The 21,718-nt window shown below is 57.9% G+C and carries 17 protein-coding genes and 2 pseudogenes; 9 read left to right on the top strand and 10 right to left on the bottom strand.

The genetic code is table 11. The features are described 5' to 3' along the window. Nucleotides 1-5 precede the first annotated feature (5 nt). Nucleotides 6-1,282, top strand: a pseudogene (locus K5I40_RS05850) (glycoside hydrolase family 10 protein). A 10-nt stretch (nt 1,283-1,292) separates the two neighbouring features. On the opposite strand, the gene K5I40_RS05845 reads toward K5I40_RS05850, so the two are convergent. Together K5I40_RS05845 and K5I40_RS05840 are read right to left on the bottom strand one after the other, a co-directional pair. Further along, the gene (locus K5I40_RS05845; RefSeq protein ID WP_223074027.1) at nt 1,293-1,853 is read right to left on the bottom strand and encodes a nucleotidyltransferase family protein; all 561 of its coding nucleotides are present in this window, start codon (nt 1,851-1,853) and stop codon (nt 1,293-1,295) included. Between the two features lie 23 nt (nt 1,854-1,876). After that, on the bottom strand, nt 1,877-2,287 hold the full coding sequence (locus tag K5I40_RS05840) for an ASCH domain-containing protein (protein ID WP_223074026.1): 411 nt from the start codon (nt 2,285-2,287) through the stop codon (nt 1,877-1,879). Nucleotides 2,288-2,440: 153 nt separating this feature from the next. Between K5I40_RS05840 and K5I40_RS05835 the strand changes: the two genes are divergently transcribed. The 3 genes from K5I40_RS05835 to K5I40_RS05825 all read left to right on the top strand — a co-directional run bounded on the left by K5I40_RS05835 (nt 2,441) and on the right by K5I40_RS05825 (nt 3,451). Continuing rightward, nucleotides 2,441-2,668 carry a hypothetical protein gene (locus tag K5I40_RS05835; protein ID WP_039028757.1) on the top strand — a complete coding sequence of 76 codons (228 nt, stop codon included), beginning with the start codon at nt 2,441-2,443 and terminating at the stop codon, nt 2,666-2,668. Between the two features lie 38 nt (nt 2,669-2,706). Beyond that, on the top strand, nt 2,707-3,084 hold the full coding sequence (locus K5I40_RS05830) for a RidA family protein (RefSeq protein ID WP_223074025.1): 378 nt from the start codon (nt 2,707-2,709) through the stop codon (nt 3,082-3,084). 82 nt (nt 3,085-3,166) lie between these two features. Further along, nucleotides 3,167-3,451 carry a VF530 family DNA-binding protein gene (locus K5I40_RS05825; RefSeq protein ID WP_039028755.1) on the top strand — a complete coding sequence of 95 codons (285 nt, stop codon included), beginning with the start codon at nt 3,167-3,169 and terminating at the stop codon, nt 3,449-3,451. Here K5I40_RS05825 and glgX read toward each other — a convergent pair. The 6 genes and pseudogenes from glgX to K5I40_RS05795 form a co-directional block, all read right to left on the bottom strand. Next, on the bottom strand, nt 3,448-5,523 hold the full coding sequence (glgX, locus tag K5I40_RS05820) for a glycogen debranching protein GlgX (protein WP_138368960.1): 2,076 nt from the start codon (nt 5,521-5,523) through the stop codon (nt 3,448-3,450). The genes K5I40_RS05825 and glgX overlap by 4 nt on opposite strands. Before the next feature lie 27 nt (nt 5,524-5,550). Continuing rightward, complete coding sequence (gene treY, locus K5I40_RS05815) at nt 5,551-8,067, bottom strand: malto-oligosyltrehalose synthase (RefSeq protein ID WP_223074024.1); 2,517 nt, start codon at nt 8,065-8,067, stop codon at nt 5,551-5,553. Beyond that, nucleotides 8,067-9,851: a malto-oligosyltrehalose trehalohydrolase gene (gene treZ / locus K5I40_RS05810; RefSeq protein WP_223074023.1), complete on the bottom strand. Its 1,785-nt coding sequence runs from the start codon at nt 9,849-9,851 to the stop codon at nt 8,067-8,069. Before treZ ends, treY begins: the two co-directional genes overlap by 1 nt. A 293-nt stretch (nt 9,852-10,144) precedes the next feature. Further along, nucleotides 10,145-11,695, bottom strand: a complete 1,551-nt coding sequence (locus K5I40_RS05805; RefSeq protein WP_223074022.1) for a methyl-accepting chemotaxis protein — start codon at nt 11,693-11,695, stop codon at nt 10,145-10,147. A 198-nt stretch (nt 11,696-11,893) separates the two neighbouring features. Continuing rightward, nucleotides 11,894-13,125, bottom strand: a pseudogene (locus tag K5I40_RS05800) (diguanylate phosphodiesterase). Nucleotides 13,126-13,324: 199 nt separating this feature from the next. Further along, the gene (locus K5I40_RS05795) at nt 13,325-14,074 is read right to left on the bottom strand and encodes an SDR family oxidoreductase (protein WP_139565100.1); all 750 of its coding nucleotides are present in this window, start codon (nt 14,072-14,074) and stop codon (nt 13,325-13,327) included. A 124-nt stretch (nt 14,075-14,198) separates the two neighbouring features. On the opposite strand from K5I40_RS05795, the gene K5I40_RS05790 reads away from it, so the two are divergent. Continuing rightward, nucleotides 14,199-15,104, top strand: a complete 906-nt coding sequence (locus K5I40_RS05790) for a LysR family transcriptional regulator (RefSeq protein ID WP_251929551.1) — start codon at nt 14,199-14,201, stop codon at nt 15,102-15,104. Nucleotides 15,105-15,129: 25 nt separating this feature from the next. Here the strand turns inward: K5I40_RS05790 and K5I40_RS05785 are convergent, their stop codons facing one another. After that, nucleotides 15,130-15,558 carry an OsmC family protein gene (locus K5I40_RS05785; protein WP_003857069.1) on the bottom strand — a complete coding sequence of 143 codons (429 nt, stop codon included), beginning with the start codon at nt 15,556-15,558 and terminating at the stop codon, nt 15,130-15,132. Nucleotides 15,559-15,925: 367 nt separating this feature from the next. Here K5I40_RS05785 and bdm point away from each other — a divergent pair, with 367 nt between their 5' ends. The 3 genes from bdm (at nt 15,926) to K5I40_RS05770 (ending at nt 18,231) form a co-directional block, all read left to right on the top strand. Continuing rightward, a complete protein-coding gene (gene bdm / locus K5I40_RS05780) occupies nt 15,926-16,141 on the top strand; it encodes a biofilm-dependent modulation protein (RefSeq protein WP_039028747.1) in 216 nt (71 codons plus the stop codon). Between the two features lie 80 nt (nt 16,142-16,221). Then, a complete protein-coding gene (sra, locus tag K5I40_RS05775) occupies nt 16,222-16,359 on the top strand; it encodes a stationary-phase-induced ribosome-associated protein (RefSeq protein ID WP_039028746.1) in 138 nt (45 codons plus the stop codon). Nucleotides 16,360-16,533: 174 nt separating this feature from the next. After that, a complete protein-coding gene (locus K5I40_RS05770) occupies nt 16,534-18,231 on the top strand; it encodes an NAD-dependent malic enzyme (RefSeq protein ID WP_039028745.1) in 1,698 nt (565 codons plus the stop codon). Nucleotides 18,232-18,427: 196 nt separating this feature from the next. On the opposite strand, the gene K5I40_RS05765 is transcribed toward K5I40_RS05770, so the two are convergent. After that, nucleotides 18,428-19,627, bottom strand: coding sequence for an MFS transporter (locus K5I40_RS05765; RefSeq protein WP_223074021.1), 1,200 nt, complete (start codon nt 19,625-19,627; stop codon nt 18,428-18,430). Nucleotides 19,628-19,977: 350 nt separating this feature from the next. On the opposite strand from K5I40_RS05765, the gene K5I40_RS05760 reads away from it, so the two are divergent. Continuing rightward, nucleotides 19,978-21,687, top strand: a complete 1,710-nt coding sequence (locus K5I40_RS05760) for an ABC-F family ATP-binding cassette domain-containing protein (RefSeq protein ID WP_223074020.1) — start codon at nt 19,978-19,980, stop codon at nt 21,685-21,687. Nucleotides 21,688-21,718: the final 31 nt, after the last annotated feature.

The raw sequence follows: 21,718 nt of genomic DNA, 5'->3' as shown, positions 1-21,718 counted from the left end.
CCGGCATGCTTATCGCATGGGCGCTTTTACTGGTCAGTTGCAGCTCAACCCCACCTAAATCCCTGGTCACCCCGCTGCCGCCCGTGGCGAAACAGCCGCTGCCTGATAAAAACGCGCGCCACCAGCCGGTGCGCGGCGTCTGGCTGACGACCGTCTCCCGTCTCGACTGGCCACCGCAGGCATCCGTGAACGGCCGTAGCGCCGAATCGCGGATCGCCATGCAGCAAAAGGCCCTGACCGACAAGCTGGATAACCTGAAAAGCCTCGGCATCAATACCGTGTTTTTCCAGGTGAAACCGGACGGCACGGCGCTGTGGCCGTCAAAAATACTGCCGTGGTCAGATATGCTGACCGGAAAAATTGGTGAAGATCCGGGCTACGATCCGCTGCAGTTTATGCTCGATGAAGCGCACAAGCGCGGGATGAAAGTTCACGCCTGGTTTAACCCGTACCGCGTGTCGACCAATACCCGCCCCGGCACGGTCGCAGAGCTGAATCGTACCCTGACGCTGCATCCGCCGAGCGTTTACGTCCTGCATCGGGAGTGGATCCGCACCGCGAGCGATCGTTTTGTTCTCGACCCCGGTATTCCGGAGGCCCGGGACTGGATCACCAGCATCGTGGCGGAAGTGGTGTCGCGCTACCCGGTCGACGGGGTGCAGTTTGATGACTACTTCTATGCCGAGTCCGCGGGTTCGAAGCTGAACGACAATCAGACGTACCGCCAGTATGGCCAGGGATTTGACTCAAAAGCCGACTGGCGACGCAACAACACCCAGCAGCTGATTACCCAGGTATCGCGCACCATTAAGCAGTTAAACCCGAACGTGGAGTTTGGCGTGAGCCCGGCAGGCGTCTGGCGTAACCGCTCTCACGATCCGGCCGGCTCCGAAACCCGGGGCGCGGCGGCATACGACGAGTCCTTCGCCGATACCCGTCGATGGGTGCAGCAGGGTTTGCTGGACTACATCGCCCCTCAGCTGTACTGGCCTTTTGCCCGGGATGCGGCGCGCTATGACGTGCTGGCAAATGGTGGGCCGACGTGGTGAAGCCGACCCATACGCGCCTCTATATTGGCGTGGCGCTGTATAAAGTGGGAGAACCCTCGAGCAAAGAGCCCGACTGGACGGTAAACGGCGGCGTGCCGGAGCTGAAAAAACAGCTCGATCTGAATGAATCCGAACCGCATATTGACGGCACGATTTTGTTCCGTGAAGACAACCTGAACCAGCCCCAGGCGCAGGACGCGGTGCGGTATTTGCGCACGCGCTGGGGGTCGTAAAGGGAAACGCTCACTGTTTCAGAAAGAACTGCAGCCTGGGATAACGTTCCAGCCATCGCTTTGAGTCGATACGTTGTTTAAACACATTCAATTTATCGCGCTCAAATGCAGGTGTTGGACGCAGGCGCAGCTCGAACAGATCGCCGAGCCCATAGGGTGCAATTATCTCAATACGTTGATTATCACCTAATCTGACCGCTACAGCCGTAGCGGTTTCAGGCCAGTGCCGCAAGGCGTGTTCTGTCGAGAGGTAGGGATTATCACCGTTTCGCAGATGCATTCTGGCTTGATTCTTTACCGACCAGTCGAAGGAAGGCATTTGTTGTCTGAGTCTTTCTTCCAGAAAGCCATCATGTTCCGGACTGCAACGTTCTGAATCGAACCAGACCACATCCACATCACCCGAAACAGGGCGTTGACCCGAACCGTGTAAATGATCCCATACGGCATCTCGTACAAACCCCGCCCCGATCCAGCCGTCATTGAGTTTTAGTGCCCTCACTGCGAAGAGCACATCCATTCTGCCAGGATCATCAGACACTATTTTCTGCAATGACGTTAGATATTCCACAGGTGCCTCTGTCAGAAAACGAATTAAAGGAGTTCAACCACTTCAAACTCTTCCGCAATCAGCTCCATATCATCAGAAAAAGTCCCTTCCTGGGTAAAGAATCGCTGGTGCTCTTTGCACCAGTGTTCGAGGCTTAAATCACCTTCACCCTCTTTGCGGGCAAACTCAGCGGTGACATCACAAAAGCGCACCAGACGCGCCGAAACCACCCTGACTACGCATGCCGGTACCTCCTGCCCGTCAAGAACGATGACGTAACCGCCAATTCTGGATGCGGCACCTTCTTGTTGGTAAGAGGCTAAGGAACCACAGGTGGCTGTTTTAATTCCTTTTCTGATCAGGTCCGCAAGCTCGCTTGCCAGCGCCTGGCTGTCCCCCATCTGCCAGACATCCGCACCGGGAAACTTCATTTTTAATCCATCAAGCGTATGCATAAAAAACCTTATAAATTGTTATACGCAAAATGCCGGGGGCGCTTCGCTTGCCCGGCCTACATTCTCTTACCTGTAATACTTATCTGGTAGTAGCAACAAGGGTATCGTTCATTTAATGTGGATGAAATAACAATCCTGCAGGAATAATGCGCTATGGATAATGCCTTACTTCAAAAAGCCGTTGTTGCTTTTATTGTGGTGCTGTGGGTAATAAGTGAATTCAGGACCAGGGCAAAAAAACAACATGCTGACCCCGCAATTGCAGCAGCAGACGCCAGAGAACGACATGCATGGCGCTACGTCAGATGGGGCTACCGGGCACTACAGATTGCAATAATGGTGTATCTGTTCAAATCGCTGATTCAATATTTAGTGGCATAGCTCCAGCACAAAGGTAAACATCCAGAAGGGTTTTCAACATGAGTGAACTGGTAAGAAAGAACTATCCGGAGTTAGGGGAAGTGAAAGCCCCGTATGTCCATTCAGTCAGGCATGGAAACACGCTCTACATTTCCGGGTTAACCGCGTTTGGCACACCCGCCCAACACCAAGGCATCGCGGAGCAGGCCGAAGAGATATTCAGTCAGATACGGAAAATTATTGCAGCAGAAGGCGCTGATTTTTCGTCACTCATCAAAGTGACTATCTTTATCACCTCGTTCTCGGAGGTCAACGCGCTGCGGGAGGTGCTGTACCGTAATTACGGGGACCATTTGCCTGCCAGTTCGCTGGTAGAGGTCAGCCGCCTCTTTTCGCCGGACCTCTCTGTCGAAATTGAGACGATTTTTGCCCTGTAATGTCGACGGGTAACGTTGCTGGCCCCAGGCTTTTCTTGTAACCTTCCCCGCTTCCAACCCTGGCCTGATAATACGGACGCTTATGACCGCTCACCCTTCCAAAGATCCTCTGCATGGCGTCACGCTTGAGATGATGGTTAACGCCCTGGTGGCGCGCTACGGCTGGGCGCAGCTGGGAAAGCTGATTAAAATTAACTGCTTTAACAGCGATCCCAGCGTGAAATCCAGCCTGAAGTTTTTGCGCCGCACGCCCTGGGCCCGCGCCGAGGTCGAAGCCCTGTATCTGGACTCGCTGGAGGAGACCGCGCCGGACAATGCCGACGACGACTCCACCAGCCCGTGGGCCAGAGCGCGAGCCAACCGTTAAGGTCGGCGTAACAGCACGATACTGCGGCCCGCCAGCGAGAAGTCCGTGTCCGGGGTAACGGCCCGGGCCAGGTTGTCATCCTCCACCGTACTCAGCTCCAGCACCCAGCCACCTTCCCCACATTCCGGGATACGGAACGGGACGGCGGCCTCGTACGGGTTGATCAGCAGCAGCACCTCCTGCCACACCCCGTGTTGACCCTGCAGATCGGCCCGGGTGAGATAGAGCCCCAGCGTGGTGCCCTCATCCCAGTGCTCCGGCAGCTGAGGTCCACCGCCCGCGTTGTACCACTGGATCTCCATGCCGTCGCGCCAGCTTTCACGGCGCAACAGCGGCTGACTGGCACGCAGCTTGATAAGGTGACGGGTGAAGTTGCGCAGCGCGTCGGCGCTGGCGGGCAAATTCTCCCAGTGCACCCAGCTGATCTCGCTGTCCTGACAGTAGCCGTTGTTGTTCCCCAGCTGGCTTCGGCCAAATTCATCCCCGGCCAGCAGCATTGGCGTCCCGTGCGAGAAGAGCAGCGTGGTCAGGAAGTTGCGCTTCTGCTGTTCGCGCAGAGCATTAATCTGCTCGTCGTCAGTCGGCCCTTCCGCACCATAATTTGATGAACGGTTATCATTGTGGCCGTCGTTATTATCCTCGCCGTTAGCCTCGTTATGCTTCTCGTTGTAAGAGACCAGGTCGTTTAGGGTGAAACCGTCGTGAGCGGTAATAAAGTTGATGCTGGCCCACGGGCGGCGACCGCGCTGATCGTACAGGTCGCCGGAGCCGAGCAGTCGCGCGGCAAAGTCCGATGAGACGTTATCCCCGCGCCAGTATTCACGCACGGTGTCGCGGTATTTATCGTTCCACTCGCCCCAGCCGGGCGGGAATCCCCCCACCTGATAACCGCCGGGGCCGATATCCCAGGGTTCACCAATCAGTTTCAGCCTTGAGAGGAGCGGATCCTGCATCATGGCATCGAAAAAGCCGCCGCGCTGGTCGAACCCTTCCGGCTCGCGCCCGAGAATGGTGCCGAGGTCAAAGCGGAAACCGTCGATATGCATCGATTCAGCCCAGTAGCGCAGGGAGTCCATGACCATCTGCAGCACCCGGGGATGCGAGGTATTCACGGTATTGCCGGTGCCGGTGTCATTCACATAGTAGCGGTGCTGACCGGCAATAGTGCGGTAGTACGAGAAGTTGTCGATGCCTTTGAAGGACAGGGTCGGGCCGAGCTCGTTACCCTCGGCGGTGTGGTTATAGACCACGTCGAGGATCACTTCGATACCCGCATCGTGGAAGGCGCGCACCATGTCGCGGAACCCCTGAATGCCGTTCGGGCCGTAATAGCGCGACGCCGGAGAGAAGAAGTTCAGGGTGTTATAACCCCAGAAGTTTTTCAGGCCCCGGTCCAGCAGATGCTGATCGTCCGGGAAAGCGTGCACCGGCAGCAGTTCCACCGAGGTGATGCCGAGGCTTTTGATGTAATCGACAATCGCTTTATGCCCCATCCCCTCAAAAGTGCCACGTAACTCAGGCGGGATCGCCGGGTGAAGCTGGGTAAAGCCCTTCACGTGCGTTTCATAGAGAATCGTTTCAGACCAGGGCACCGTCGGGCGATGCGGATCCTGTCCGTCGAACACCCGCGGGTCGATCACCCGGCATTTCGGCGTGAAAGGCGCGCTGTCGCGGGTATCAAAGCTGAGATCGAGGTCGTCATGCCCCAGTTCATAACCAAAATGGGCGGCGTTCCACTTCAGCTCCCCGGTCAGGGCGCGGGCATAGGGATCGAGCAGCAGTTTATGCGGGTTAAAGCGATGGCCGTTTTCCGGATCGTAAGGGCCATAAACGCGATAGCCGTACAGGGCCCCCGGTTTCAGATCCGGAACGTAGCCGTGCCACACTTCGTCGGTGTACTCCGGCAGCTCCAGGCGGGCGATTTCATGCTGACCCGTCGGGTCAAAAAGGCACAGCTCAACGCGCTCAGCGCAGGCCGAAAAGAGCGCAAAGTTAACGCCCTTGTCGTCATAGTTTGCGCCGAGCGGGTAGCTCTGCCCCGACTGAATTTCATAGGATTTTGCATTTGCCATAAAAGTCTCTCCCTCGAACATTAATCATTAGCTGCAGGCGATTAACACCCGCCAGCAATCCTGTGCATCATGTAATCTCAGGCTTTCGCCAGGCATAACGATTTGACCGCTAAAACAGTCCTGATAACGGCGTCCAGCGAGTTCGGCAGGCAGAACGACCTCTGTCTCCCCCCACAGGGCCGCTCCGTTAACCGGGAACGTATCCTCAGCGCTGGCAAACGCCAGTCGCGGCGCCACCACAATCAAGGCGTCATCATCATCCATGCGGGCAAAGGCGATCGCCTTATCCGCCCTTTCGCCACGGGTCAGCAACGCCACATAGCTCCCCCAGCGGAACAGCGCCGGTTTGCGCTGGCGCAGGTGCAACAGCGTGCTGGTCACATAGACCTTTAGCTGTCCGTCCAGCCAGCTCGCCTCACGAGAGGCGGTGTGGCGGTCGGCGCTCTGGAGCTGCTGGCTCAGCTGCGTGAAATCCGGCTCGCGACGGTTGTCCGGATCGACGAGGCTGAAGTTGAGCCCTTCGCTGCCCTGATAAACATCCGGCACACCGGGCGCCGTCAGTTTGATCACCGTCTGGCTCAGGCTGTTCACCAGGCCTGCGCGAATAAACGGGCGTAACGAGCGGGTAAAGTCGCGCAAGAAATCCTGATTTTCCGGCGACAGCAGATGGCGGGCGTACTCCAGCACCACCGTCTCGTAGGCTTCGTTGCTGTCCACCCAGTCGGTGCGCAGCTTGGCTTCGCGCAGGGCTTTCTCCACGAAGGCGAGGAAACGCTCTTCCAGCGCCTTTAGGCCCGCTGCATCCTGTGGATCCAGCTCAGGTGGCCAGACCCCCGCCAGCGCCTGATACAGCATCCAGGTGTCGGCGCCTCTTGGTGCCGTACCGTCGTTCAGAAAACGGACATGGGTCTGATTAAGCTGCTGCCAGCGGGCCACGCACTCCGCCCACATCTCCGGGGCTTCGGTCAGGGTGTAGAGCCGGGCGCGGGCATCTTCCCCGCGCTTGGTGTCGTGGGTAGAGGTGCCGGAGAGCGCATCCGGCTGACGCTCACGCCGGGCCGCCATTTCGCTGTGAAAACGCGTCAGTGAGAAGGCGCGCGGCACCGGCTCGGCTCCCACCTCGTTGAGCGCCAGATCCATGTGCTGGCGGAAAAACAGCGTGTCTTCGACCGATTTCGCCATCAGCGGTCCGGTCAGCTGCTGGAAGCGGGTGCGGAACTGACTGGCGGTGTCGCGGGCCGCATCGGAGACCTCGCCGGTCAGAATGCGGGTCAGCAACTCAAGAGACGGCTGGTCGGCACTGACGTGCGCCAGCACGTTCTGGAGCAGGCGCACGTCCGCCGGGGACATCCCCTGCTGCGTACCGTAGGTGCGATACACCGGGAAGGCCACCAGCAGTTCGCGCAGCGCCAGGCGCAGCGGCTCCTCTTCAAGGGCAACGCCTTCCGTCAGCGCAAGGTCTGTTGCCAGCTTCACCAGGGTAGAAAATTCTCCGGCGAAATTGCGATCCACCATCAGCAGGCGCGCCGCCCGCAGTTCGGCATCCATATCCACCGGGCTGCCGATCACCGTGTCGTAGGCCTGGCGCAGACGGTCAATTTTGTCGTCATCCACCAGCACTTCAGAGAGCGAGGCGATAAATTCATACCCGGTGGTGCCGGAGATCGGCCAGTCTTTGGGAAGGTTCTCGCCTTTGCTGAGGATCTTCTCGACGGTGATATAGCACTCGGGGCCAGCCTCCTGCCGCAGACGCTGCAGATAGGCGCGCGGGTCGGCCAGGCCATCCACGTGGTCGATTCGCAGCCCGTCCACCGCCCCGGAACGCACCAGCTCCAGGATCAGCGCATGGCTGTCATCAAAGACCGCGTCATCCTCAACCCGCACGCCCACCAGGCCGGTGATCTCGAAGAAGCGCCGCCAGGAGAGGTCGTGCGGAGCATCGCGCCAGCTGCTAAGACGCCACGGCTGCTGGTCATGCAGACGGGTTATCGCGGCGGGCTCGCGCAGGCTCAGCACCTCCTCTTCACATCCCATCCAGCTGTCGGGGGTGAGCGGATAAAAATTATCGTAAACGGCCAGCGCCGGTTTGCCGGTATCGGGATCGCGCTGCACGCTGATGTCGCCGTTTGCCAGCACCACCTCAAAGTCATCGCCTAAAAACGGCAGCGTCAGGCGGCGCGACCAGTCGATATCAAAATGGCGGGCATAGCGGCTCTTCTCGCCGTGCTCAATCACGTCCCGCCACCAGGTGTTTTCCAGCGAGGTGGACATGTGGTTGGGGACGATATCGAGGATCAGCCCCAGGCCAGCCGCCTTCAGGGCGATGACCATGCGTTCAAATCCAGCGCGGCCGCCAATAGTCGGGTCGATCTCATTGGCATCGGTCACGTCGTAACCGTGGGTCGAATCACGGGCAGCGGTAAAAATCGGCGAGGCATACAGATGGCTGATGCCGAGCTGTTGCAGATAAGGCACCAGACTAGCGGCACGATCGAAGGTCATGCCATTACGAAACTGAATACGCCAGGTCGCTGTGGGGATCATTAATGTGTTTCTCCAGGGGCAAGTCGGACAATAAGGGTGTCGGGCCGTAATTCGGTGTGGATCTCAGGCCAGGCGAAGAGGGTTTCTCCCGGCAGGTCGGGCATCTCCTCCGTATGGCCGCCGACGTTAAACGCCAGCGACAACGTCCCCCGAGGAAACGTCCAGGTCACTGCCACGCAGCCGGGTCCTGTTTCCAGCACTTTGCCCCCGCCGCTGCGCGCCGTAGCCAGCAGCGGCACAATCGCTTGCTGACGCAGTTCCAGCAGATGGCGGGTAAAGTTCAGCCAGCTCTCGCCCTCCGGCTGGTTGAGTTTGTCCCAGTCTAGTTTCGACCGATTGAAGGTCTCCGGCGAATTCGGATCGGGCACCCCTTCTTCCTGATGGCTGGCATGATCGGCAAACTCTTTCGCCCGTCCTTCCCGTACTGCGCGGGCCAGCTCGCCGTGGAAATCGGTAAAGAAGAGGAACGGCCGGGTTTCGCCATACTCTTCGCCCATGAACAGCAGCGGAATGTGCGGCGACAGCAGCAGCGCGGCCAGCAGCACTTTGGTGCGCTTCTCCCCGATCAGGGAGAGCAGACGATCCCCGTGGGCCCGGTTGCCCACCTGATCGTGGTTCTGGATAAAGTCGACAAAGGCCACCGGCGGCTGGTCGATACTTTTCACCCCGCGCGGCTCCCGGTGCCGGGGCGTGATTTCCCCCTGATAGGAGAACCCTTCCGCCAGCGCCCGGGCGACCCATTTCTCCGGCTGATGCGCGAAGTCGCGGTACCAGGCGTGGGTTTCGCCACTCGCCAGCACGTGAATGGCGTTGTGCAGATCGTCATTCCATTCGGCGGTGAACAGCTCCGGCGTGCCGTCCTCCCGGTAAGGATGCAGGGAAATAATGTTGCGGCTGTCTTCGGTGGTGAGATGCACCGGACGGTCGGTAATCTCCTCCCGAATGCGTTCAGCAATTTCTTCCAGAACGTGTTTTTCAGACGAATCTGTAATGTGATCGATAGCGTCGAAGCGCAATCCGTCGAAGCGGAACTCTTTCAGCCAGTACAGCGGCACGTCGGTAATAAACTGGCGCACGGGGGCCACATCGTAGGCAATCCCGTTCCCCCAGGGGGTCATCCGCTCAGGATGGAAGAAGTCCGGCGACAGGCGCGGGAGGTAATTTCCTTCCGGGCCGAAATGGTTCAGCACGATGTCCAGCACCACCGACAGCCCCAGCCCGTGGGCGGCATCGACGAAGGCCTTCAGCTCATCCGGCGTGCCGTAGGCGCTGTGCGGGGCATAGAGCAGAACACCATCGTAGCCCCAGCCGCGATTGCCCCCGGCCTGGGACACGGGCATCAGCTCAATCATGGTGATGCCCAGCGACGCCAGATACGGCAGCCTCTCGGTGGCCGCGCGGAATGTGCCCTCAGGGGTGAAGGTCCCGATATGCAGCTCATAAACCACGCTCTCTTCCCAGCGTCGGCCTCGCCACTGGGTATTGCGCCAGACATAGCTGTCGGGATCGCACACCAGCGATGGGCCATTCACATCCCCTTGCTGGGCGCGGGAAGCTGGATCCGGCACGGCGGTGCCGTCAGACAGGATATAACTGTAGGTCGAACCGGGTTTGACGTAATCAACCGTCAGGTCGAAGCCGCCGTCACCGGTCGGGTGCATCGCCAGAGTTTCGTCGTTCAGGCGCAGGGAAACCTGCTCCTGGCCGCTGGCCCATAAATGAAAGCGAACCGTGTTCGCATCAACGTGTTCACAACCCCAATACGTAATAGATTTTGCTGTCATTCCACCACCTCGTTTGACCCGTGTTCCTCGGGTTGCTTAACGTTGAACGTTACGCAGAGGGAAAAAGAGAAAGTGCGGCGGCAATCCACCGCGCATGAACATCAAGCATAGACCAGGAAATTTAATGTGAGATGGGTCACGACGAAGCGGTTGAGGGGAGTAACGGTGCGGGGTTGCCGGGTGGCGGCAGCGCCTTACCCGGCCTACCGTAGGCCCGGCAAGCGGAGCGCCGCCGGGCCTACGGTAGGCCCGGCAAGCGGAGCGCCGCCGGGCAAGCAAACGATACCAGCGCCTTACGCCGGTTCCGGCAGGCGGAAGCTGGCGATACTTTGTGTGAGGTGTCTGGCCTGCTCTTCCAGCGACGCCGCCGCTGCCGCTGACTCCTGCACCAGAGCGGCGTTCTGCTGGGTCACGCCGTCCATCTCGGTCACCGCCTGCCCTACCTGCCCAATGCCGCGGCTCTGCTCTTCGGAGGCGACCTGGATCTGCTCCATCAGCGCATTCACCTTATTCACCGACGCGATGATGGCATTGATCACCTCACCCGAACGGTTCACCAGCTGCGAACCGTTTTTCACGCTGGAGACCGACTGGGCGATCAGGTTCTCAATGTCCTTCGCCGCCACGGCGCTTTTCTGCGCCAGGGTACGAACTTCGGTCGCCACCACCGCAAATCCACGCCCCTGCGTCCCGGCCCGGGCGGCTTCAACGGCGGCGTTCAGCGCCAGAATATTGGTCTGGAACGCGATGCTGTTAATCACGCTGGTGATATCTTCGATGCGCTGGGAGTTAGCGGCGATGGTGTTCATAGTCTCGATCACCTCGCGGGTCACCGCCTCCCCGGTGCGGGCATTGGTCACCGCATCCTGCACCAGCTTACCGGCCTGGTTGACGTTATCGGTGTTGTTGGCAACCGTGGCGCTCAGCTGTTCCATGCTGGCAGCGGTTTCCGTCAGGGCCGACGCCTGCTGTTCGGTTCGGGACGCCAGGTCGATATTGCCGGAAGCAATCTCCTGCGAGGCGTAGTTAACGGTACGACAGGCTTCACGTACCTGAGAGATGGTATCCAGCAGGGCCAGACGCATCTGCTCCATCGAGCCCATCAGCAGGTCGATCTCATTTTTCGACCCGGCTTTCTGCGGCACCGCTTCCGTCAACTGACCGGCGGCAATCTGGCTGCAGTGCCCGCGCGCCAGATTAATCGGCGCGAACACGAAGCGCTTCATCAGGACGCTGACCCCGATAATCACCACCACAAACAGCGCGGCAAAGGCGGCAATAATGATTAAGCCAGAGGCAAAGTGGGAACGCGCATCGTCGTTGAGCTGTTTCGCGTATTTCTGGTGTACAGAGAGCACCTGGTCGAGGACGATTTCATACTGACGGTCGAGACCGGAGATCTGCGGGATCAGGGCATCAAACTTTGCCTTGTCGTGGGCGACGGCCGCGTCAATCAGCGGGGCCAGGCCGCGATCGCGGTAGGCCAGCCAGGCCTCGTCGTAGTCTTTCACTAACGGCGCTTCATCCGCCAGACGCGGTGCCGCATTAAACGTCGCAAACGCCCCGTCCGCTTTGGTCAGCGCCAGCTTAACGGAGGCCAGCTTTTCGTCGAGACCGGTGGTATCCCCGCTCTCCACCTGCTTCATATACTCCATGACCCGCACCCGCAGGGTACGGCTGTGGTTGATAGGATCGATAATGGATAACACCACCTGAATCTCTTTATTGACGTTATCGAGGGAGTTATTGCTCTTAATCGCCAGCCAGACGTTGGTTGCGGCGCTGGCGACAAAGAAAAACAACAGGGCAAGAAGAATCGCAAGGGAAGATTTTTTTAACGACATAAATACCTCAGAAACAATAGGGCCTGAGGTATTATCGGCAGCGAAAATTTAAGATTGAGTTAAAGTTATTTATTTATAACAAACCCACACAATAATTAAATTTATTAAAATCACGGCATTACAAAATTATTGCTAATATTCTAACCCGTGATGCATTGAAAATATTCAACTATTCCCCCGGTTATCATTGCCGACTATTTAATCGCTCAAATAAGCAGCGCTGGAAAATTGCGGCCAGTGAATATCGCCCACCCCGTTTAATTTAGGTCGGGAGAAGAGAAAACCCTGAAAACGCTTGATGCCTGCCGACTCCAGCCAGCACCACTCCTCGATTTTCTCGATGCCCTCGGCCACCAGCGCAATCTCCAGATCGGTGCAGCAGCTGACTATCGACTTAACAATCGCCTGCTTGGGGCCGCTCAGGTGAATATTGCTGACAATCTCGCGATCGATTTTAAGTTTATCCGGCTGGAAGCGCGTCAATAACGAGAGCCCGGCATAGCCTGAGCCAAAATCATCAATCGCCAGACCAATACCCGCCGCCCGCAACTGCTTAATGGCGCTGTTAAACTGGTTGAAGCCGGAGATCATTTCGTTTTCGGTCACTTCAATCACCACCTGCTCCGGCTGCAGGCCATGGATAAGGATCTGGTCCATCAGATAATCGACGGCGCCCGGGACGTTCACCAGCGACATCGGCAGCAGGTTAATGGCGATTTTATGATCGCCAATGCCGATTTTCTCGGCCAGCGCAAAGGCGTAGGCCTTGGTCTGCAGATCCACTTCGTACACTTTGTCCTGATCGATGGCATTAAAGAATCGCTCCGGGCTTCCGCCGTCGTTACCGCGGATCAGCGCCTCGAGCGAGGAGATTTTCCCTTCGCCAGGCTGCACAATCGGCTGCAGGGCAAACTGACAGACCTGGTTATCAATCAGCCCGTTGATGGAATTACCAAACGGGGCATGTTCCGGGGTCAGGGTCCATTTATCCGGCAGGAAGGCCGAGCCATTGCTCGTCTGTTTCTGCTGGGTGATAAACGACTGAATAAATTTAAATACCCTGTCTTCCGCCGCCAGATAATTATCCAGCTTGCTGTAGCGCAGGACGGAGGAACGTACCGATTTTGCCGTATCGATCCGCAGATCGAACAGCAGCATGCCAACGTTCTCGAAGCGGCGGCGCGGGGCGTAATCACGCATCAGCTCCACCACGCCGAAGTGGCGCTTGTCCTGGCCTATCTTCACGAACAGATTTTCGATGACCTCTTCCGACCCTTCGAGGATCTGCAAAAATCAAGGCCGTTAAACAGCAGAATGCCCGTCACATCCAGCGCGGCATTGCTGTATTTGGCTTTTTCAACAAGTGAGAGAAGGGATAAAGATTTGCAGGATGGATTTAACTGGCTTTTGTAAATGAGAGTTGTCAGCACAGCCATTGTTCCCGGTCGAATGTGAAGTCTTATAAGCTATTGTTTAGCATAAATTACATTTGTCGACTAATAGTATTAAAAGGATATATCAGGAAAGAAGCGATTCGGCTCAAAAATAAGCGGTATGAATGTTTACGCACAGGCAGCTGAAACGTCCATGTTGCTGCGAGCTATCCAGCCGTCCGTGGCAGAATTTAGATTAAATCTGTGCCATCCCGCCATCGACAAAAAGCTCAACGGCGTTGATAAAGCTGGCAGCATCTGAGGCGAGGAACGCAACCGCTTTGCCCACCTCTTCCGGTTCACCGATGCGGCCCAGCGGTACCGTGGCGGCTAACGCATCGAACAGACCCTGACGCTGATCTTCCGGCACCAGCTCGCCCAGCCCTGGCGTTTTAATCGGGCCCGGGCTGACCACGTTCACCCGGATGCCGCGCCCCTGTAAATCCAGCGCCCAGGAGCGGGCAAAGTTTCTTACTGCCGCCTTGCTGGCGCTGTAGACGCTAAAGTTGGCGGTGCCTTTAACCGAGACCGTGGAGCCGGTCAGGATCACCGAGGCTTTATCCGCCAGCAGCGGCAGCGCCTTCTGCACCGTAAACAGCACGCCGCGGACGTTGGTGGCAAAAATACGGTCGAAGTGCTCTTCGGTAATCGCCCCCAGGGGCTGCATGTCGCCGCCACCGGCGTTAGCGAACAGCACGTCCAGCCGCCCGGACTGTTCGGCGATTTGTGCATAGACCGTGTCGAGATCCGCCAGTACCGAGGCGTCGGCGCGAATGCCGGTGACCTGCCCGCCGAGGGTGGCTACGGCCTTGTCCAGCTCCGCCTGACGGCGACCGGTGATATAGACCTTCGCACCTTGATCTTGTAATTCTTTAGCCGTTGCCAGACCGATACCGCTGGTGCCGCCGGTAACCAGAGCGACCTTACCTGTTAATGTTGTATTCATGTGATTTTCCTTCCGCGTTGTGGGTGTGGATGCACTGTAGCGCTTGCGGGATTACGGAAAAATCAGCAAAAATGGAAATCACTTTTTCTCTGGGGAAATAATCCCCGTTTCACTGAGTGCCTCTATGGATCAATTACTGGCCATGCGCGCCTATACCCGCGTAGTGGAAACCGGCAGTTTTACCCGGGCGGCGGACTCGCTCAACATGCCTATCGCCACCCTCAGCAAGCTGGTCAAGGCGCTGGAGGCGCATCTCGACGTACGCCTGTTGCAGCGCACCACCCGGCGGGTGACGGCAACCCCGGAGGGACAGGAGTATTACGAAAAGGCCCGCCGGGTGCTGATTGATATCGAAGATATCGACACCTCGTTCAGCTCGGTAAAACAGCAGCCCCAGGGGCATCTGCGCATTGACGTCGGCGGCTCAACGGCGCGGGACGTGCTGATCCCGGCCCTGCCGGATTTTATGCGCCGCTACCCTGAAATCCGTATCGATCTCGGCGTGGCCGACCGGCCGGTGGATTTAATCAGCGGCAATGTGGATTGCGTTATCCGCGGCGGCGCGCTGGAGGACTCCTCCCTGATTGCCCGGCACATCGGCAATGCGGAGATGGTCACCTGCGCCACGCCGGGCTATCTGAAGCAGTACGGCCTTCCCGCCTACCCTGAAGAGCTTCGCAACGGCCATAAGCTGGTCTGTTATCTCTCGCCGGTGACCGGGCGCGCCGTGCCGTTTCGCTTAACCCAGGAGGGTGAGATCCGCGAGATTAACCTGGTGCATCGTATCGGGGTAAACGAGAGCAACGCGCACCTGGCGGCCGCGGTAGCTGGAATGGGGATTGTTCAGACATTTCGGTACTCCGCAGGCGCCCTGCTGGAAGCGGGAACGCTGGTGGAGATCCTCGATAAATGGCGTCCGCCACACTACCCGTTTTACGTGGTTTATCCGCAAAACCGGCATATGACGCATCGTCTGAAGGTGTTTATCGCGTGGCTGGCGGAGGTGTTTCCGGACGCGGTGAAGGGATAGCCGGGCGTAGCGCCCGGCTGGACGGTCAGTTCAGCTTATAGTCGAGGGTGATTTCAGCTTTTAGCAGCTGCGACACCGGACACCCGGCTTTCGCTTTCTGAATGATTCCGTCGAACTGCTGCGGGTCGATCCCCGGAACGGTCACTTTGCTCTGCAGGGCCACTTTGCTGATGGCAAAGCCGCTGTCGGTTTTATCCAGCGAGACATCCGCCGTGGTATCGATAGAATCCGCGGTATAACCTGCTTCACCCAGCATCAACGACAGCGCCATGGAGAAACATGCCGCATGCGCCGCACCGATCAACTCTTCCGGGTTGGTGCCCTTCTCCCCTTCAAAGCGGGTATTGAAGCCGTAGGGTTGCTGATTAAGAACGCCGCTCTCGGTAGAAACCGTCCCCTTGCCGCGCTTGATATCGCCAGACCAGTGTGCTGAACCGTGCTTATGAATTGTCATTATTGCTCTCCTTTTGGCTTACAAAGCCTTCAGTATAGACCACGCAGCGAGGGCAGCCCGAAATAGTGAAATAACAAGAAAATTCTGTGACGCCAGAGCGGTTAGACGTATTGCAAATCCTTTTTTTCCGTGTAATTTAAATTCGTCTTCGGCAATATTTATTTTCGGGTAACCGAATGGCATAAAGATATATTCAAAGGTTAGGGAGAATATATTCTGTTTTTTAAGATCATGAAAAAGCATGATTTTATGACACTAATATTTCTGAGACGATTCTTAAACACAGCGGCATAAATATTTGCCATTCTGAATACCACTGATGTTTTTGCGAGCCGGACCATTAAACAGAAAACGACACGGAGGCAACATGTTTAATTATTATTCTGCAAATACAACATCCGCACAGCCGGAGCTGGTTAACGCTATTGCACAGGGTCTGCGCGCTGAAATGGGCGCTGTCACTGAAGATGACATTTTGATGGAACTGACAAAGTGGGTGGAAGCCTCAGATAATGACATCCTCAGTGATATCTACCAGCAGACCATTAACTACGTTGTCAGCGGCCAACACGCCAGTTTCTGAAAACCTGCTATGCTGGATCAGCAACCTAAGGGGTTACATTTCGTTCGCCTTATCAACATCAACAGGATGGAGGAGTCAATATGAAATCGAACCGTCAGGCACGCCATATTCTGGGACTGAACTACAAGCTGTCTAACCAGCGCAAAGTGGTGATTGAGGGTGACAGCGAAACGCAGGTCACCAATGCCACCGGCAGAAAACGCCACGAACCGAAGTAAGTTCGCCAGTGAGATACCGACACCACCGCTTAGCCGGTGGTGTTTTTGTTTGTATGTTGCGGCATTTAACATTCACCTCCTTTATACTACCCGCCTGACACCCCCTAAGGGCACGACAGCAACGATGATTAACAACAGTGCCAGGGACGGATATGCACAAATTAAGTGAGTAACATGGACAACAAAGCCAAAAAACATCGCTCCCTCTATATTCCTTACGCCGGTCCGGTTCTGCTGGAATTCCCTCTCCTGAACAAGGGCAGCGCCTTCAGCATGGAAGAGCGCAGCAGTTTCAACCTGCTGGGTCTGTTGCCAGAAGTGGTCGAAACCATCGAAGAGCAGGCCGAACGCGCGTGGATCCAGTATCAGGGATTCAAAACCGAGATCGACAAGCACATCTACCTGCGCAACATCCAGGACACTAACGAAACCCTCTTCTACCGCCTGGTGCAAAACCACCTCGACGAGATGATGCCGGTGATTTACACCCCAACCGTCGGTGCCGCCTGCGAACGTTTCTCGGAAATTTATCGCCGTTCCCGGGGCGTGTTTATCTCGTATCAGAACCGTCACAACATGGACGACATCCTGCAGAACGTCTCCAACCACAACATCAAAGTGATCGTGGTAACCGACGGCGAGCGTATTCTCGGTCTTGGCGACCAGGGGATCGGCGGGATGGGAATTCCAATCGGTAAACTGTCGCTGTACACCGCCTGCGGCGGCATCAGCCCGGCGTACACCCTGCCGGTGGTGCTGGATGTCGGGACCAACAACCAGCAGCTGCTCAACGATCCGCTCTATATGGGCTGGCGTCACCCGCGCATCACCGACGACGAGTACTATCAGTTCGTGGATGATTTCATCCAGGCGGTGAAGCATCGCTGGCCGGACGTGCTGCTGCAGTTCGAAGATTTCGCCCAGAAAAACGCCATGCCGCTGCTGAATCGCTATCGCGATGAAATCTGCTCCTTTAACGACGACATTCAGGGCACTGCGGCGGTCACGGTCGGCACGCTGATTGCGGCCAGCCGCGCGGCAGGCAACCAGTTAAGCTACCAGAAAATCGTCTTCCTCGGTGCAGGCTCCGCCGGGTGCGGTATCGCCGAGCAGATCATCGCCCAGACCCAGCGCGAAGGCTTAAGCGAAGAGCTGGCCCGTTCCCGCGTCTTTATGGTGGATCGCTTTGGCCTGCTGACCGACGCCATGCCGAACCTGCTGCCGTTCCAGACCAAACTGGTGCAAAAGCGCGAGAACCTGAAAAACTGGGATACCGACAGTGAAGTGCTCTCCCTGCTGGATGTGGTGCGTAACGTGAAGCCGGATATTCTGATTGGCGTCTCCGGCCAGACCGGGCTGTTCACCGAAGAGATCATCCGCGAGATGCATAAATACTGTGCGCGTCCTATCGTAATGCCGCTCTCTAACCCGACCTCGCGTGTGGAAGCGACCCCGCAGGACATCATCGCATGGACCGAAGGTAACGCCCTGGTCGCCACCGGCAGCCCGTTTGCACCTGTGGTCTGGAAGGACAAAATCTATCCGATTGCCCAGTGCAACAACTCCTATATCTTCCCGGGTATCGGCCTTGGGGTGATCGCCTCCGGCGCGTCGCGCATCACCGATGAGATGCTGATGTCCGCCAGCGAAACTCTGGCGAAGCACTCTCCGCTGGTGAACAACGGCGAAGGGCTGGTCCTGCCGGAGCTGAAGGATATCCATGTGGTGTCGAAAGCCATCGCCTTTGCGGTGGGGAAAATGGCCCAGCAGCAAGGCGTGGCGGTAAAAACCTCTGCCGACGCCCTGCAGCAAGCAATCGACGAGAACTTCTGGAAGCCGGAATACCGCAGCTACCGCCGGACGTCTATTTAACTCCTGCAACGCCGGGCGGCGCTCGCGCTTGCCCGGCCTACAAAATCGTCACGCCAGGCCGGGTAAGGCGAAGCCGCCACCCGGCAACACCGCACCGAACCCGTAGGCCGGGTAAGGCAAAGCCGCCATCCGGCAAGACCGCACCGACCCCGTAGGCCGGGTAAGGCGAAGCCGCCACCCGGCAAAATACCGCACCTTACCTCCCCCGCGTCACCCACCAGAACACCAGCGCCAGCATACTCATTCCCGCCCCCAGCAGGCACACCCCCTGCCAGCCGAAATGGGCATAGGTTATGGTCGTACCGATCGCCCCCAGCCCGCTGCCCATCGCGTAAAACAGCATATACAGCCCCACCAACCGGCTATGTGCCTCTGGCCGGGTGGGGAAAATCAGGCTCTGGTTTGTAACATGCAACGCCTGGCCGCCAAGATCGAGCAACACGATGCCGATCGCCAGCGCCCACAGCGACACGTCCATTAGCGATAGCGGCCACCAGGCCAGCAGCAGCATCGCCAACGCCATTGCGCTGGTGCGTTGCGCCAGCCCATGGTCCGCCCACTGCCCGGCCCGTGATGCGGCCAGGGCGCCAATGACCCCCACCAGCCCGAATGCGCCAATAGCGGTATGGGAAAAGTTATAGGGTGGCGCGCTCAGGGGCAGCACCAACGCGCTCCAGAAAATATTAAAGGCAGCAAACATCAGCAGCGCGAGCGTGCCCCTGACCTGAAGCACCTTTTCCTCCCTCAGTAGCGTCAGCATTGAAGCGAGCAGGCGCGGATAAGTGAGCGAACCGGCAGGCGGCAAGGCAGGCAGTCGTCGCCAGAGCGGGATCGCTATCCCCAGCATCAGAAATGCGGCGCAGAAATAGACCCCGCGCCAGCCCGCCAGATCGCTGACGCCACCGGCAAACACTCTCGCCAGCAGCAATCCGATAAAGACCCCGCCCTGCGCCACTCCTACCACCCGCCCCTGTTCATGAGGGGCAGCGGCGCTGGCCGCGCAGGCTATCAGCCCCTGGGTCATCGCCGTACCGAGCAGGCCGACGGCAAGCATACCCGCCAGCAGCACCGGGGCGGATTGCGCCGTCCCCACCACCACCAGCGCGGCAACCAGCGCCAGTAGCTGTATCGCCATCAGTCGACGACGATCGACCCTGTCACCCAGCGGCACCAGAAACAGCAGAGCCAGCGCACATCCGATTTGGGTTGCGGTAACAACGCCGCCGATTGCCGCCTGACTGATGGCAAAATCCTGCGCCAGCGCATCAAGCAGCGGCTGCGCGAAATAGACATTTGCCACGCTCATGCCGCTGGCGATGGCGAAGAGCCACACCAGGCTGCGTGACAGACCTGCGGATATCGCCTGGCCAGGCAGTAACGTCAGTTGTGCTTTCATGCTCCCAAGACTCCTTTAATGGTTTCATAATAAAACCACTGTAAGGCTAGGTCAGATAGTTTTAAAATGCAACCAAATAGCTTGCCTTGCTGAAAGCGCGCTTCCCCGCTAAACTCGCTTCATCCATCAACCTACTGAATACTAAGGAGGCTAATTATGCTGTGCTGTGAAATTTTTGATATTTCACTTCACCTTGGTGATCGCATCTGCTCAAGCGTTATCGGTTTCGTGCTGCGATAACTTCGGCTTGAGCGAAGACACCTAAGACAATCCCTTCTCTCGGGCTTACCGGGTTATCGTCAGCGTTGATTGACGAGGCGTTTTTACGCCTGTAACTCTTGAGTAAGCAAATGAGCACATTACTGACTGCACAATTTTTACGTGTTGATACCGCTTTCGACACCCTGTTCGACAACCTCTCCTTTAGCCTGAAAAAAGGCGACCGCATCGGTTTGCTGGGCGATAACGGCTGTGGCAAAAGTACCCTGCTGAAGATCCTCGACGGCACCGACACGCCCCTTTCCGGCACGGTGGCGCTGGCCGGTCATTGCCTGATGTCGCGGGTGGAGCAGCATCTTCCTCCTGAGATTTATCCCTTAACCATGCTCGACGCGGTTCTGGCGCAGCTGCCGGTTGCTGAGCGTGAGAGCCTGCGCTGGCGGGCGGAGACCCTGCTGGCGAACATGGGTTTTACCCCGGAAGACACTGCCCTGCAATCGGCCACCCTCAGCGGCGGGCAGCACACGCGACTCCTGCTGGCGCGGGCGCTGATTAGCGAGCCGGATCTGCTGCTGCTGGATGAACCCAGCAACCACCTGGATCTGCCCACGCTGCTGTGGCTGGAGCAGTTTTTACAGAGCTGGTCCGGCAGCTTTGTGCTGGTGTCCCACGACAGGCAGCTGCTGGATGCCGTCACCAACGGCAGTTGGATCCTGCGCGACAAAAGGCTGCACTACTTCGCCCTTCCCTGCACCCGGGCGCGTCAGGCCCTGGCGGAGAAAGACGAGAGCGACGCCCTGCGCCATAAAGCAGAGCAAAAGGAGATCGACCGGGTCACCGCCAGTGCAAAACGGCTGGCGACCTGGGGCAAGGTCTACGACAACGAGGATCTGGCCCGTAAAGCCAAGCAGATGGAGCGCCAGGTGGAACGTCTGAAGGAGAGCCAGACGTCGCTGACGGCGGGCAGCCCCTGGACCTTAACCCTGCGCGGCGATGCCCTGCGGGCCGACCGGTTGCTGGAGATCGCGTCGCTCGACGTGGCCCCAGCCCCGGGCCTGCCGCCGTTGTTCTCGGCGGAAAACGTCCGTCTAAAAAGCGGCGACCGGGTGGCCATCGTCGGGCGCAACGGCTGCGGCAAATCCTCGCTGATGCGGCTTATCTGGCAGCAGTTTATTGCCGCGGAAAGCCATGTCGGATTAGCCCTCCACCCACGCGTCGCGCCTGGCTACTACGACCAGACGCTGCACCAGCTGGCGGATGAAGCCACGATGATCGACGCCCTGGAGCCGTTCGCCCCGAACATTCAGGATCGCAAGATGGCGCTGATCTCCGCCGGGTTCGCCTGGGCGCGGCACGGACAAAAGGTCAGCACGCTGAGCGGCGGCGAGCGCTCGCGGCTGCTGTTTATTGGCCTGACGCTGGCGCGCTTCAGCCTGCTGATGCTTGATGAGCCAACTAACCATCTGGATATGGAAGGCAAAGAAGCGCTGGCGGAAACGTTACAACAGTTTGAGGGCGGCGTGCTGCTGGTCAGCCACGATCGGCAGTTAATCAGCCAGAGCTGCAACCGCTTCTGGCTGATTGACAATGGCGTGCTGAGCGAATGGCATGACGCGGATACGGTTTTTGCCCGCCTGCGCGATGACAGCGGTTTGCGTGACCAATCGGCAAAGGCTGTGACGAAAGCAGGCCAGGCAGAACCCGCTGAGGATCTGTTAGAGCGGCTGATTATGCTGGAGAAACTGCTGGAGGAGGATCGGCTGCGTAAGCCTAAAAATCAGAAGCCTCAGCTTCAGGCGCAGTGGCAGGAGGAGATTGCCGCGCTGACGGCGCAGCTGTAAGGCAATGCCCGGCGGGTAGCCGCCGCCGGGC

Source organism: Leclercia sp. LTM14, from assembly GCF_023736175.1.
GTDB classification, from domain to species: domain Bacteria; phylum Pseudomonadota; class Gammaproteobacteria; order Enterobacterales; family Enterobacteriaceae; genus Enterobacter; species Enterobacter barmai.
This window is presented reverse-complemented; position numbering and strand designations above follow the sequence as displayed.